Source organism: Arthrobacter sp. (genome assembly GCF_031179985.1).
Taxonomy (GTDB): domain Bacteria; phylum Actinomycetota; class Actinomycetes; order Actinomycetales; family Micrococcaceae; genus Arthrobacter.
Map to the genome: position 1 here is coordinate 43,603 of NZ_JAPSHJ010000020.1, position 13,504 is coordinate 57,106.

Consider the following 13,504-nt stretch of genomic DNA (forward strand, 5'->3'; position numbering starts at 1 on the left):
CACAACCGTTGAGCCACCCATTACCCGTTGACAGGAATCACCAATGCCCAAAAACTCCCGTGTCCCCTTCGACATAGACCACATCCCCTTCAGCACCCGCGGATCATGGCTGAATCTGTCGCGTGTCATCGGACTCCACAAAAGTGCACCGGACATCCACCTCGTAACCCATCAAAACGGCCACCAGAACGGCCTCACAGGCGTCCTTGGGCTGACACCGCGCCGGAACGGAAGCCAGGTGGATGCCTCCATCGAAGCCAACAGCTCAGTGCTTTCATGGGTCGACGGCGATGCGAGAGTTGACGCCGTCTTCGACGGCCCCGAAATCCTGCGCCTCTCCGGGCAGGGACTCGCCATGCGCCTCGAAGACGCAGCCGCAAGCCTCACGCCCTTTACGGGGACGTTCTTTTACTACGATCCTGCCAGTAACGGATGGTGCTTCACGTCCTACGAAACAGGCTTGAGGTACAGGATCACGGTCTTGAAAGGCGCACTCTCCGCGGTCGGCTCGGAAGCCTTGGGCCAGGCGAAGCGCTGGGTTGAAGTGAGCGCCTCGAAAGGGGTCTGGGAAATCGCCATCGATGAGTTCCGCACTGCGAGGGACCCGCTGGTGCTTCAAACGTCCTTCGAGGAGTCCGTCGAGAAAGCCGACGCCACCTTCGCAGGCTATTTGGACCGGATCGCGGCATGGCGAAACCAGGAGACTCCCGCTGCTGCGCTTGCCGCCTACGTTCTCTTTTCAGCAACGGTCAGCCCTTTGGGATTCCTCCATCGTGAGTCCGTCCTGATGTCCAAACACTGGATGGACAAGGTCTGGAGTTGGGATCACTGTTTCAACGCGGTGGCCCTGTCGGCCGGTTTTGCGGAGGAAGCGTGGGACCAGTTCCTGGCCCCCTTCGATCACCAGACGCCCGAGGGCGCACTCCCCGACTCGATCTCCCACTCCGAGCTTCTGTACAACTACGTCAAGCCGCCGATTCACGGATGGGCCTACTCCAAGCTCCGCGAGAGCCTGCCCGGGATCGACGACGCCCTGCTGACCGAGATCTATGGTGCCCTTTCACGGTGGACAGGGTTCTGGGTCAACCATCGCACAAGCCCGGGCCGCGAGCTCCCCTACTACCAGCACGGCAATGACAGCGGGTGGGACAATTCGACGACGTTCGATAAGGACCGGCTCATTGAGTCACCCGATCTGGCCGCTTTCCTGGTCTATCAACTGGACGTCCTCATCGATATTGCCCAGGAACTCAACACGGGCGAGGAGGGTATTTGGCGCGGTCACAGGGACAGGATTTTCCAAGGACTGATGGGGCTCTGGGACGGGGACGGCTTCAGGGCTTACGCACCGTTGACCGGACGCTGGAGTACCTCCACCAGCCTCCTGAACCTTCTTCCGCTCCTGATCTCTGACCGGCTTCCAGCCGAAATCGGCCAAACCATGGCGGTCCGCCTCACCGAACACCTCACGAACTGGGGTCCGGCAACCGAGCCTCCAACTTCCCCGCTCTACGAACCCGACGGATACTGGCGCGGACCCATCTGGGCTCCGTCGACCTACCTGATTGAGGACGGCCTGCGACGAGGCGGCTATGTGGACCTGGCAAACGGAATCAGCAGCCGGTTCCGGACCCTTTGCGAAACCAGCGGGTTCGCTGAAAATTTTGACGCTCTAACGGGTGAAGGGCTGCGCGACCGGGCTTACACGTGGACCGCCAGCACTTACCTTGCCCTCGCCGCCGATGCGGTTCAGCGGTCAGCCGAAAGCCTGGCTTCCGAGGCCCCCGCGCCTGATGAGTTGTTTGCCGACACCGTCAGCTGAAGGCGCGGACGGTTCTGTCACTCGCGTCTGCCAGTCCAGGCGGGTTCCTGGTGTCGGTTAGATGAAGGGGTGCGGGCGGGCGTTGCCCTGATGCTGTTTAGCGATGGGTGGGACATTAAGCACGTTCCAGTCCAGGGCATCAGACATCCGCAGTGGCTGAAGGGTGTCGCAGAAAATCTTCACGGCGCACCACCCCATCTCCCTGATGGCTGGCGGTAGGCGCGGCGTCAGGTCAACCATCGTGTACCCCGGCAGGCTGTCAAGCCAGGTCCTGCGCCGTTCCTGGTTGTCCGACTGCGTGGCGGACAGGGCGGTGGAGCGGGGAGGCCGGTCAGCTCGGGGGATGCGGTCCAGCCATTCGCGGATCCCGGCAACACTGGTGTCCGCGGCCCAGTACCGCGCCCGGGCCATCTCGCTGGTGATTGGTGGCACCACGGTTCTCCAGCCCTCGAAGTCCTTCAGATTGATCAGCAAAGACCGGATCTGTAGGGACTCCTGTACGGCCCGCAGTACGCCCTGGGACGGGTCCTGCTCGAGGCCAAGGCCAGCCCCCACCACCATGTGCCTGGTGTCGATGGCCACGGCCATCCACACAGCGTGGCCGTGGGGCTCCCGGAGGAGGACGAGTTCCAGTTCGACGCCCTGTCCGGCGGCAGCGGTGGCGAGGCCAAGGGTCTGGGCACAGAATCCGTTGCCGTGCAGGTTGTAGCGGAGTGCCGTTTCAGGCTGATCCCATCCAAGCATCGCCGAACTGCGTTCGATGATTTCTTTGGCGGCGGACTTCTCTGCCATGGCCAGGTCGATCCCGGCCGCGGTCCCTGAAGGGCCTGGGTCAAAAAGGTCCAGGACACCGGGGGCGGGCGGAAAATCAACCGCCGCCGCAGGGACAGCGACGGCGGCTTCAATGCCGTCGCGCTCATACCTCGTTGCGGCGTAGGCCTTCAGGGCCGGAACAGTGGATGTGTCAGCCCAGCACGCGCCACGTGGCGCCAGCGGAAGTCCGCCGCCGCTTGCGAGGCCCTCCCCGGGAATGAGTGCGCTGCGCTCCACCGCTTCGCCTGCCGCACGGGCGAGAGTCGGGGCCCGCCGGATTCCGGCCGCGCCGACCCAGCTCATGTCGATGCCCGCGTCCGGACCGTCGAGGCGTTCCTGGCCGATGTCTACGGCGACCGTCCAGAGGAAGCTGTTTGTCCCGTCGGGACGCAGGATACGCACACTGCGCGCCAATCCGTTGTCCGGGTTCAATGTCTGCACGTAGTCAACTGCCATGTGGATCAATCCCTGATTCCCGCAAACCGGCTCGGATGGCAGCGGCAAACATCTCCGAGAGCTCCTCATGCCCCAATGCCCTTTTCATAGGACGTCCGCGGCCGAATCGGCGCAGGGTGTTCTTGGCCAGCAGATCTGGGAGTTCGGCCGGCGAGGCGCCACCGCTGCCGGGAAACTGGATCCAGGGGGGCCGGCTGTAGTCAGGGCCCAGCAGTGCGGCAGCACCTACCCCGGCAACGTCAGCGGACACCAGGGGCCACAGCTCCTCAAGCTTCCGCCGGCTCCCCCAGACCGCGCGGCCCGCGGTCACCGCGTCGAGCCACGGTCCCAGCAGCAGGGCGGATGCCTGGTTCTTCCGCAAGCCCAGCGCCATGGACAACTCGTTCGCCAGGAACCACAGCGATGACGGCGCGGGGCCACGGCCGCGTAAGGACCAACCCGCATGCGACTCCGCGCTCAGCAGGGCAGCATCCACACGCTCCGGACCGGACAGCCGGAACGAGCTTTCCCTGCCAGCGGCAAGATTCTTGCCAGCGGCTGCCAGGAGCCATCTGCCCTGGGCTTCCGAGTAGTCCAGGTCCGAATTTCCTTCCACGAGGGAGGTGAGGAGCCGGACTGCCGGTTCGAGCAGGCCCTCAGCGGTAAGCCACGGCGGCGCGTCAAGGAAGTCCGGGTCATAGGCCACCGCGGACGTTGCCATGCCGTCCAGCAGCACCAGGTTCTTGGTCGGGACCAGTCCGGTAGCGTCGCCCGCGCCTCCGGCCGATTCGTAGCAGGCCGCCGCATTGACTTCGGATCCGGTGCCAAATGTGGTGGGGATGGCGCAGAAATCGATGTGGCTTCCGAGCGGCCGAGGCAGGACCACCACCCCGGTCCGGCCGTCACTGCGTTCCAGAACCTGCTCCACCAACGGATCCGCCGCCATTGACACGGCCAGCTTTGCGAAGTCCATGGTGTTTCCGCCGCCGACACTGAGAATACGTTCCACAACGGACTGTTTCAGGCGCCGGGCGAGCCCGGACGCCGCCTCCACGGCGGCGGCGGGCGATGCGGCAGTCTCCACCCAGAGGAAGCCGCCGGACCTGAGGCTTTCGGCGCGGTCAGCCATGGCGGGATCGACCACCATGACCGCCCTCATGGCCTGGAAACCCTGCGACAGTTGCCGGGCAGACCCAGCTCCGGCAATCTGCAAGGGGGTGGAAGGCCTCAAAACAGTCGCCGAAATCACGCGAGCTTCCCGCCCAGGTAGTCCGCTACGACACCTTGGATCCTTCCGAAGAGCATGTCCAGCTCCGCATCGGGATAGTTGAGGGCGGGCACGAACTGCAGCGCCCCGGGAGAAGGCTGTACGATGGCCCCGCGCCGACGGCACTCTCCGACGAGCTCGAAAACCTTGTCCGTCCCGATGACTTCACCTTCCTCGTCAAAGAGCTGCACGGCACGGAACGACCCGCGTCCGAAGGCTTTGACCCTAGGTGACAGGCTCTCCAGCCCGCTAACAAAGCCTTCCAGCTTCCCACCCACGCGGGCTGCCGACGTCGCGATGCCCTGCCGTTCGATCTCGTCCAGCGTTGCCACAATGGCGGCGCAGGACTGCGGGGATCCGGCCTGGGTCTCACCGTGCCAGAACACCTGCTGTGCTTGGTCCAGGGCATCCACGACGCGGTGCCCCAAAAGGAGGGCCGAGGCGGCACAGGTGCCGTTGGTCAGCGCCTTGCTGAGGACCAGCACATCCGGCTGGGTCCAGTGGTGGCTGGCAAATTTTGGTCCCGTCCGGTGGAAGCCGGTGGCGACCTCATCAGCCACAATCAGGAAACCCTCGGATTCCCGGTACGCGTAGACGGCATCAACAATATCCGCGGGTACAGGCAGCGTTCCGGAACCCAGAACCGGTTCCATGATGATTGCGGCAACCTCCGAGCCGAACCTTTTCATCACAACGTCCAGGGCGCCTTGGTCATCATAAGGAATCTTTATGTGCAGGCGCTGATCCACCTGGTAGACATCCTGGAAGAGGTAGGAACCGGTGACGGCCATCGCACCCATAGTCACGCCGTGGTAGCTGCCGGTGAAACTGATGATGCGGCGGCGTTTGGGATTCCCGGCGATGTCATGGAACTGGCGGCTGAGCTTAACCACGGCGTCCAGCGCGGAACTGCCGGACGTTGCGTAGAAGACCGAAGCATATTCATGCGGGAGCGCAAAGTCGAGCAGTCGCGTCGCGGCTTCGCGCGAGTACGCGCTGCCCCGGCGAAAGATGGGCAGGGTGGCTGCGTTGAGGTTCGCTTCGTTGATGGCTTCCGCCACAGCCCGGTTGCCGTAGCCCAGGCTGGCGTTCCAAAGGCCACTGATCCCGCACAGGGCTTCGCTTCCGTCCGCGAACGTAATGGTGTTGCCCTGGACTGCCGTTGCCTCGACGTTGCCCCAGTCCTTGGACGGCAGATAAAACTCGAAGTAGTCGCCGCTAGACATTGGCCGTCCCCCCGATGGTGTCTCGGGCCGGAGCGTGCGCCCTGAAAAGTTTGTAATTGCCAATGGCACCGAGCCGGTTCCGGGGTCCGACGTCGACTGCGCCTGTCACGGCAAGGCCTGCCGCTCCGAGCTCGTCCCTGAGTTCGCCCTCGGTAAGCAGATGCGTCGTCACGGAATACTCCGCAATTCTTTGCCCGTCCCCTGACCGCTCGACCAGCGTCGAGGTAAAGGTTCGGCCGACGGCGTCGAAGGTTTCCTCAATCGCCAGCTGCGGCGAAACCTCGTGCAGGTAGAAGTTGCTTCCGCCCAGCTCGGGCGTACGCAGGGAGAGCAGCAGTTCGCCTCCCGGGGCCAGCCACCGCCGGATGTCGGTCAGCAGCGAGCGGCGCTGGTCCGCGTCAAAGAGACAGAACGACGTCGTGCCCAGGACCACACAGTCGAAGATTTCATCTAGCTCCAGCGCGAGAATGTCGGCCAGCACGGTCTCTACTTTTGAAGCGGTCCTTCGGCGGTCCGGGCGAGCGAGTTCGTCTTGGAGTATCGAAAGGAGTTCGGCTGAGTTGTCGACTGCAGTGATTGAACGGGCGAATGGCAGGAGGGCAAGGGTTATCCGACCGGAGCCGGCCGCGAGCTCCAAAATCCGGGGGTCTTTCCCCCGGAGACTGTGGATGATCTCCCGCAGCTCGGAACTGTCCGACTGGACAACCGCATGGTAGAGCTCGGCGCCCCGCCCCGTGTACAGGGTTGCCTGGTGATTGCTCATGTGATGACTGCCGGGACAATGGTCAGGGCAGGGTTCACCGGTACTGCCACAGCGGGCGGGGGCACCGAATCTGTTTCACGCCCCATCTCGATGGACAGGTGGGAGAACAGCTTCTGCAGCTCTGTGCTGCTGCCAACCTGTGCCGCCGGTGAAAGGTTCTTGCCTGACAGTTTCAGGCCGAGCCTGGCCTGCAGGTCCCGGCCAAGCTCTGCGCCGGCCAGCACGGTTTCGACTGCTTCGGCGACGTCCCTGGGAACCTTACTCAGCCGTCCTGTGCGCAGATCGGTCACAAAATACTGCTCGTCGGCGACGATCACGAACACGCTGTCCCCGCGGGACCGTTCCAAGGCGGGTTCGCCTTGGAACAGCGACGAGCCGAACCCCGAGACCTGGGCACCGGCCCGGAAACGGCTCTGTGCGGCGCGGAGCACTTTGGCCGCCCCGAGAAAACGTCCAATCCCCATGTTCCCGGCGAGCAGTTCGGCGTTGTCCTCCCCCGCAACGGGGACAGCAGTGGAGTAAGCGTCGCCGGAAACCTCCACGACGCCGCCAGCCGGTCCGGAGAGCAGCGCGGGTTTCCCGGCAGGAACAAAAAGCCGCGCGGGATCGCTGCCGAGCCGGCCACTGCTCTGCCAGAACTGCTGGTCCAGGACCGTGACAAGCTGGGTCAGAAGGAACCGTGGAAACACCCCGGATTCGAAGGCCGTTTCGGCGTCGGCCGCGACAGACTCCCGGTCTGCGTTCTCCTCAATGGAGAAAACCGTGGGACACGAGATTGCCACGTACGGGGCCGTTGCATAGCCTTCAAGCTGCACCACGAAGCTGTCGCCGATGCCGATTTCGCCACCGTTGGTGGAGAACTCACCGTTGTAGCCAACGACGGTTGAGCCGGTCAGCTCCCGGGCCGCTTCCACCTGCGATTCTTCGACGAACACCAACGATGTGTCGGACGCCGGCAGCGACTGAATGCGTTCTTTGTCAACGCTCCCGGCTACCAGTGCATCCCGGATTGCGGCGCCAGGGCGTATTCCCTCCAGCCACAAACGCAGCCGCTCTGAAACTGCAGACTCCTGCGAAAACTCTTCACTCATGGTTACCCTCCTGGATATGCGTTTTTCATACTTCTACGTGTTAATGTCCTGAAGCCGCAGCAACAGGGCCGATCTCAGGCGCGCCATCGCCACGGGAAAACGGCGCTCCAGTACCGTCTCCATGCTTCGACCGTGGCTGCGGCTGACGATCGGTGCGGCAAGGCCCACCAGCCAGCCTTCACGGCCGCCAGGGAAAACAGCCAGCGTGAGCACCACGCCCGGCCAGCTGGATGCCGCGGTAAACGTATCCGTCACGCCGCCGGCGGCGGGCAGCCCGGCGTCAGGCCCGTATTTGTGGCACGGCAGCGGCAGCCTCGCTTGCGGGTCACCGTCGATCTCCGCAGCCCAACGACGGAAGTCTTCGGCAAAAACATCTGTCAGTCGTTCGCCCGCCCACTCACCGACCACTGCCTTGGCTAATGCCTCACTTGCGGTGTTGGCCAGCGGTGCCACCATCTTGTAGCCCAGCGAATTCCGCCGGGTTGATCCCGAGATAGAGACCACCGCACTCGGCTCGTCAACGGGCTGGAGAGCAATTCCCTGTGCGCCCATCCGCCACCAGAGGTCCCAGTCTTCCAGCCCACGGCATGCACGCCGCCAGCCGCCAGCCGAGTCCAGGACACCCTTGCGGTGGGCCACCCGGCTCGGCTCGGCATAGGGGTCCACGACGGCGAGCTCCGGGTGCCATAGCAGGCTGCGACCGCGCAGGATGGCCGAGGCGCCGTCCTGTTGCCGGTACTCAGCGCCGCTTGCGGCCAAGGGCGCACCGCCGTCCAATACAGCGCCGAGGACGGCCAGATGGTCTTCCCGCCACATGTCGTCGTGGTCAATATAGGCTACGTAGGCAGTGCCGAGGTCCCGGCACAGCCGGCTGCGGACCAGGCCGGGATCACCCGTGTGTTTGAGGCGCAGCAGCTTCACGCGCCGGTCACCGCGGGCGAATCCGGCAACGACGTCGTCCGTGTCATCTGTCGAACCGTCCGAGCCAACTAAGAGTTCAAAGTCCCCCGTGGTTTGGCCTATGACGCTTTCAATGGTTGCCTCAATCGCTGCTGAGCGGTTGTAGGCCGGGCAGACAACGGTGAACCGCGGGTGGGTCATGGCCGCGCCAGCCTCGCGACGACGTTGCCCACCCATTGTGCGATGGTCTGGCCCGGAACTTCCCAGACCGCCGTGCCGGTCCGCGGCGCCGTGCCGGCGTACTCAAGGCGAACGCAGAGCGATTCAAGGGCGAGTTCCGATTCCTTCACAGCCACCGTCGCGGCCAGCGGAACGGTGCAGGGTTCAGGCGCGCCCACTGCTGTTCCTGTACCGATGCTGCCCCCCGGAACGAGCCCGGGGCCAAAGAGCTCCACTCTTCCGCCGGTGGACCCGGTGGAGCCGCCGAGAAGGACAAAGCGCGGCCCGTTCCCGTCGGTGTACAGGCCGCCGTGGACATTGTTCGGGAACGGAACGGCGACTACCAAAACGGCGACAGCAACCAGCGCAACGGCAGCATATGCCCGGGCAGGGCCCTTGCCAATACCGGATTTCCGCAGTCCGATCACGTGCCCGATTCCGCGCAGCACCAGCCATGTGGCGAGGCCGCCAACCAGGAGCAGCTGGATCCACGCCGCCGGCTTGCCCAGGGATGCGAGATAGCTGCCGGCCGCCGACACAACGCCGATCAGGATCAGCAGTGGGAACACGATGCACAGGAGGCCGAACAGAAGCCGAAGCGGAGAAGTGCGCACGTCAGGCCGCGTACCGGTGCGGAATATAAGGCCCCTTGTCCAGGCCTGGAACTCGTCCATGCAGCGTGCCCTGAGGTTCGGCTTGTCCAGATATCCCACAAGGGCTATGTAGCCGTCCAGCTTAACGAAGGGAATCAGGTTGAGCACCCCGTAGAGGAAGCACAACATGCTGAAGGCAGCAGCCAGGGTGGCAAGATCCCGGGGCAGGATGAAAGCCAGGACACCGGCAATAGCCCCCAGGTTTCCCTGGGCGGCAATACCTGCCAGAGCAACTTTGGCGCGTTCGGCAGGCTTCAGTTTCCAAGCCTCGGTCACATCGCAGAAGAAGGCGGGAACCAGGTAAAACAGCATAAAACCAACACGGCGGGACCTCCCACCGTAGGCAACCAGTGTTGCCGCATGGGAAAGTTCGTGGACAAAAACAGCCAGATACAGGGCGACCAGCAGCCAGAGGTAGCCCGACACGGTAGTGGTGTCGTGAAGGGCGCTTCCCTGGTCCAGCAGCAGCATGGCCACCGCGATGACTCCCACGGCGTTTATGGCAGCGACCGCCCACCAGAAGGCGCGGGTAGAGATGATCTTTGTGATCCCGGGCAGACGGCCGAGCAGCCATGACGGGTCCAGCAGAGTCAGCTGGACGGAAAAAGGTTTGCGAAACTGAAGGCGCCGGTCCGACGACACGTCCATCCGTGCCATCGCAGGGTTCTTTGCCAGCGTATCGAGCAGCAACTGCACCTCCTCCCCGGTCAACGGCGAAGCTCCAGTTTCGGAATGGCCTGCCCGCCCGGCCCGAATCCTTTCAGCTATGCCATTTGCATTCACTCCGGGCAGTGACTTTTGCGCTTCCTGGACAATTTCCCCCAGGGCATAGGGCACGCGAAGGACTGGACCCGACGCATTGCTGATGAGGACGCGGCCGCCTTCATCCTTCTCAGAGAGCCGTATCTGGCTAAGCCACGGGTACTTAGTGCTCACAGGAGGTCTGACCGCTTGAGCCGGAGCGCAGCCGCGGCGTAAAGAACCACGAGCCAGCCCAGGTAGACGGCGTAGCCGCCGCCGACAGGAAGCATGTCATATGTGGCCGAAGCATCCAGACTCATTGCCTGGCCGGCGCCGCCGGGCAGGAACTTGCCCACGGCAGGAAGCAGATTGATGACGTTTGGCTCAAGGACCAGCGTCCATGCGATCAGGGCGATGACGACCGGGAGGGACTTCCGGCCCTGCCAGGCGATGAACTGGCCAAGGTAGGCCGCGAAAATGATGGTAAAGAAAACTCCCGCGAAGGTTGCTTGACCGTCGCCGTCCAGGATGAACTCGCCGCCATTCGACGAAATGGTGACTATGGCGACAACCACGACGGAAAGGGTGCCCGCCACTGCGAATGCGATCGCGGGGATCAGCAGGGCAAAGGCCCGCAGGGATAGCAGGCGCAGCGGCCCACCGGATAGGAACGAACTTCGGCCGATGGACGAGTTCCCAAAATCCCGGGTGACGCAGATGATCCCGAAGATCATGGAAAAGAGGCTGGCCCCGAATCCAAGGCCAACGAGTGCCGCAGTGGCCTTCTCCGAACCGCCGGGGGCAGCGAATCCTGCGGCGTCCATGGTGGTGGACGTGCCGTAGGCAGCCAGCACATTCATGGCGAGGGCTGTGAGGAGCAGGATCGGCAGTGACCATCCCCGGGACATACGAAAGGTTTCAGAACGGATCATGCGTGCTCAGCCTTTCCGGCAGCCACGGCGGTGCCACTGTCGGCCGTTGCGCCGTCATCAACAAGCGACAAATACCAGCGTTCAAGTTCGGACTCCCCAAGCTCAGGAATGGGGCCGTCGAAGCGCTGGTTCCGGCGGATTACAATGGCCCTGTCCGCCAGCCGCCGGACTTCGGCAAGGTTGTGGCTGGAGATCAGCGTTGTTTTGTTCCGGACTGTGCGTTCTTCGATTTTTTTCCGCAGCCAACGCGTGGACTCGATGTCCAGACCGTTCATTGGTTCGTCGAGGATCAGGATTTCCGGGTCGCCCATCATGGCAGCTGCCAGAGCCGCCCTTTGACGCTGGCCTGTGGACAGTTTTCGTACGCGCCGGCCCACGAACTCTGACAGTTCAAAGCCCTCCGTTGCCTTGCCAACGGCGCCCCGGCCGAGGTCCTGGCCCAGCGCCTCGATGGTAAGGCACTCCCGAACCGTGAGGTCCGGCGGGAGGCCCGCCGGATCAAAAACGAATCCCAAGGTCCTGCCCGGCTCCGCTACGGAGCATGGGTCCTGGTCCAGGATCCGCACGTTCCCTGCAGTCGGTCGCATCAGTCCACAGAGAATCTTAAGAAGCGTCGACTTTCCGGCCCCGTTCGGGCCGAGGAGCCCTACACACTCGCCCCGGCCAATGCCAAAGGTGATTCCTGCAATTCCTGTTTTCTGTCCATACCTCTTTTCCAGGCCTGTCACTGAAACCATCGGCTGCACGGCCATAGGGTTAGCTCCGCTTCCGCAGGAGTCCGATGAAAATGCCGAGCACAACAAGCAGGATCAGGCCGACAGCCAAGGTAATGCCCAGGAGGACGGGTTGGGTGCCGGTTACGGCCAGCATCGCGGTCAGGCCGCCCAGCGTTGCGACGAGGGCTCCAAGTACGGCGATAAGCGGGATGATTGCCTTGCCTTGCGTGATTCGCATGGGTCACTCTTTTCTGCAATTGATGTCTTGTCGTTGAAAATGCCTATGGGGGCGGAAATAAGATGTCCACCCCCATAGGGACAATCATTTCCTAGGTGATAGCTACGCCGATGCCGATGCCACCGGCGACAACGCCAGCGGCGCCAACTCCGATTGCTACGCCGCCGAAGAATTCGCCCCAGTTCCAAGCCGCGTCAAGCGACTCCAATGGTTCGATTCCAGCCACGAGGGCCGCGAATTCGCTGTTTACATTAAGTTCGGTTTCCATTTTCACCTCCCCAAAAGGCTTTATCTGACAGTCTGGACTTTCATCCTCAATGTCAGGTGATTGCGACGCCGATGGCGATCCCGCCGTAAACGAGACCGCCGCCAACAACTGCACCTACGCCGATTCCGGCCACCCATTCGCCCCATCCGGGTGCGTCGAGTTCCTCAAGCTGCTCAATCTGAGCGAGTTGGTTCTCCATGTTTCTTACCTCCCCCCGGTACAGAAATAGAACGATGAACTTATCCATTCATTGGACAAAATGAGTCTAGTAGGTCAAAACGCGAAGTCTTATCGAAGCAGCCGCCACCAGTCATGTGACTTGATGTTCCCCAAGGAGCATGAGATAAGTCGGGCGCGAACGGCGGGGTCGGCCCCAGAACTTGAGCAGTACGAGGATTCCGGACCTACCCCGCCCGGCATGATGCCTCTGTCGCCGTCTGCCAACGTTAAGTAACCCAACCTGTTTTAGCCGTAAGCGAAACCCGCAGCGGCTTGAGACCCTTAATCGTCCCCAGTGTCTGGAAAAGCAAGGTTCCCGTGCACAGGCCGGAGAATTACTCAGGCTGGAGAGTCGTCGTCCATGGTGACGATGATCTTGCCTTTAGCGCCGCCCGTTTCCAAAGCGGCAAAGGCGTCTGGGATCTGCGTCAGCGGATAGATGCTATCCACCACCGGCCGGACGTACCCTTCGTCCACCAGCCCGGCCAGGAACCGGAGATCATCACCGCTTGCGTGCATGAACAGGTACCGGTACGAAACCCCGGCCCTCCAGGCGCGCAGCCGAACCCCCAGGCTGACAACCCAGAACAGGATGGCGACAGCCCGGGACGCGTGGAGGTCCTGGAGGGCTGTCTTCGGCTCGGGGATGCCGGCCACGGAGACAATTCTGCCGCCGCGCCGGAGGATGCGAAAGACGCGTGTCAACGTCCGCCCACCCACTGCATCCAGAGCGGCGTCGAAGCCCTCGAGGGTGTGCGCGAAATTCTCCCGCGTGTAATCCACCACGCGGTCAGCGCCCAGCTCCCTGACCAGGGCATGGCCGCGGGGAGAGGCAGTGGCGGTCACCTCTGCTCTGTAATACTTGGCGAGCTGTATGGCAAGGGTCCCCACTCCGCCTGCCCCACCGGAAATGAACAGCCGGCTTCCCGGTTGGATCCGCAATTCGTCCCGCAACGCCTGCAGCGCCGTGAGGCCGGCAAGCGGGAGGCCGGCCGCTTCTGCGAACCCCAGCGATTGAGGCATCAACGCCACGAGCTCTTCGGGGACACAGACAAACTCGGCGAAAGCACCCAGCCCCGGAGCGTCAACCCGCGAATACACCCGGTCCCCGGCGGTGAAACGGTTGGCGCCCGGCCCGGCCCGCACGACGGTTCCGGCCAGCTCACAGCCCCCAATGAACGGCAGCCTGGGCCGGAAAAGG

Annotated in this window: 14 protein-coding genes; 1 reads left to right on the plus strand and 13 read right to left on the minus strand. The window is 63.2% G+C overall.

Annotated elements, in window-relative coordinates:
- Positions 1-43: 43 nt before the first annotated feature.
- Positions 44-1,822 (plus strand): glycogen debranching protein, encoded by a 1,779-nt coding sequence (locus RIN13_RS11260; protein WP_309107426.1) that lies wholly within the window; start codon positions 44-46, stop codon positions 1,820-1,822.
- Between the two features lie 57 nt (positions 1,823-1,879).
- Here RIN13_RS11260 and RIN13_RS11265 read toward each other — a convergent pair whose 3' ends face one another.
- From RIN13_RS11265 to RIN13_RS11325, 13 genes are all read right to left on the minus strand, one after another.
- The gene (locus RIN13_RS11265; protein ID WP_309107427.1) at positions 1,880-3,091 is read right to left on the minus strand and encodes a YcaO-like family protein; all 1,212 of its coding nucleotides are present in this window, start codon (positions 3,089-3,091) and stop codon (positions 1,880-1,882) included.
- Positions 3,081-4,319, minus strand: coding sequence for an iron-containing alcohol dehydrogenase (locus RIN13_RS11270; RefSeq protein ID WP_309107428.1), 1,239 nt, complete (start codon positions 4,317-4,319; stop codon positions 3,081-3,083). Before RIN13_RS11270 ends, RIN13_RS11265 begins: the two co-directional genes overlap by 11 nt.
- Positions 4,316-5,563 carry an aminotransferase class III-fold pyridoxal phosphate-dependent enzyme gene (locus RIN13_RS11275; RefSeq protein ID WP_309107429.1) on the minus strand — a complete coding sequence of 416 codons (1,248 nt, stop codon included), beginning with the start codon at positions 5,561-5,563 and terminating at the stop codon, positions 4,316-4,318. The genes RIN13_RS11270 and RIN13_RS11275 overlap by 4 nt, the downstream gene beginning before the upstream one ends.
- On the minus strand, positions 5,556-6,326 hold the full coding sequence (locus RIN13_RS11280; protein WP_309107430.1) for a class I SAM-dependent methyltransferase: 771 nt from the start codon (positions 6,324-6,326) through the stop codon (positions 5,556-5,558). Before RIN13_RS11280 ends, RIN13_RS11275 begins: the two co-directional genes overlap by 8 nt.
- Positions 6,323-7,417, minus strand: coding sequence for a hypothetical protein (locus RIN13_RS11285; RefSeq protein ID WP_309107431.1), 1,095 nt, complete (start codon positions 7,415-7,417; stop codon positions 6,323-6,325). Before RIN13_RS11285 ends, RIN13_RS11280 begins: the two co-directional genes overlap by 4 nt.
- 33 nt (positions 7,418-7,450) lie before the next feature.
- Positions 7,451-8,554: a glycosyltransferase family A protein gene (locus RIN13_RS11290; protein WP_309107432.1), complete on the minus strand. Its 1,104-nt coding sequence runs from the start codon at positions 8,552-8,554 to the stop codon at positions 7,451-7,453.
- Positions 8,515-10,125 carry a daptide biosynthesis intramembrane metalloprotease gene (gene mpaP, locus RIN13_RS11295; protein WP_309107433.1) on the minus strand — a complete coding sequence of 537 codons (1,611 nt, stop codon included), beginning with the start codon at positions 10,123-10,125 and terminating at the stop codon, positions 8,515-8,517. The genes RIN13_RS11290 and mpaP overlap by 40 nt, the downstream gene beginning before the upstream one ends.
- Positions 10,122-10,862, minus strand: coding sequence for a hypothetical protein (locus RIN13_RS11300; protein WP_309107434.1), 741 nt, complete (start codon positions 10,860-10,862; stop codon positions 10,122-10,124). Before RIN13_RS11300 ends, mpaP begins: the two co-directional genes overlap by 4 nt.
- The gene (locus tag RIN13_RS11305) at positions 10,859-11,614 is read right to left on the minus strand and encodes an ABC transporter ATP-binding protein (protein WP_309107435.1); all 756 of its coding nucleotides are present in this window, start codon (positions 11,612-11,614) and stop codon (positions 10,859-10,861) included. The genes RIN13_RS11300 and RIN13_RS11305 overlap by 4 nt, the downstream gene beginning before the upstream one ends.
- 4 nt (positions 11,615-11,618) lie before the next feature.
- Positions 11,619-11,816, minus strand: a complete 198-nt coding sequence (locus RIN13_RS11310; RefSeq protein ID WP_309107436.1) for a hypothetical protein — start codon at positions 11,814-11,816, stop codon at positions 11,619-11,621.
- Positions 11,817-11,907: 91 nt separating this feature from the next.
- A complete protein-coding gene (locus RIN13_RS11315) occupies positions 11,908-12,084 on the minus strand; it encodes a hypothetical protein (RefSeq protein ID WP_309107437.1) in 177 nt (58 codons plus the stop codon).
- A 52-nt stretch (positions 12,085-12,136) separates the two neighbouring features.
- On the minus strand, positions 12,137-12,283 hold the full coding sequence (locus tag RIN13_RS11320; protein WP_309107438.1) for a hypothetical protein: 147 nt from the start codon (positions 12,281-12,283) through the stop codon (positions 12,137-12,139).
- 359 nt (positions 12,284-12,642) lie between these two features.
- Positions 12,643-13,504 (minus strand): NADP-dependent oxidoreductase (locus RIN13_RS11325; RefSeq protein ID WP_309107439.1); only part of this gene is annotated, 862 nt, incomplete at its 5' end.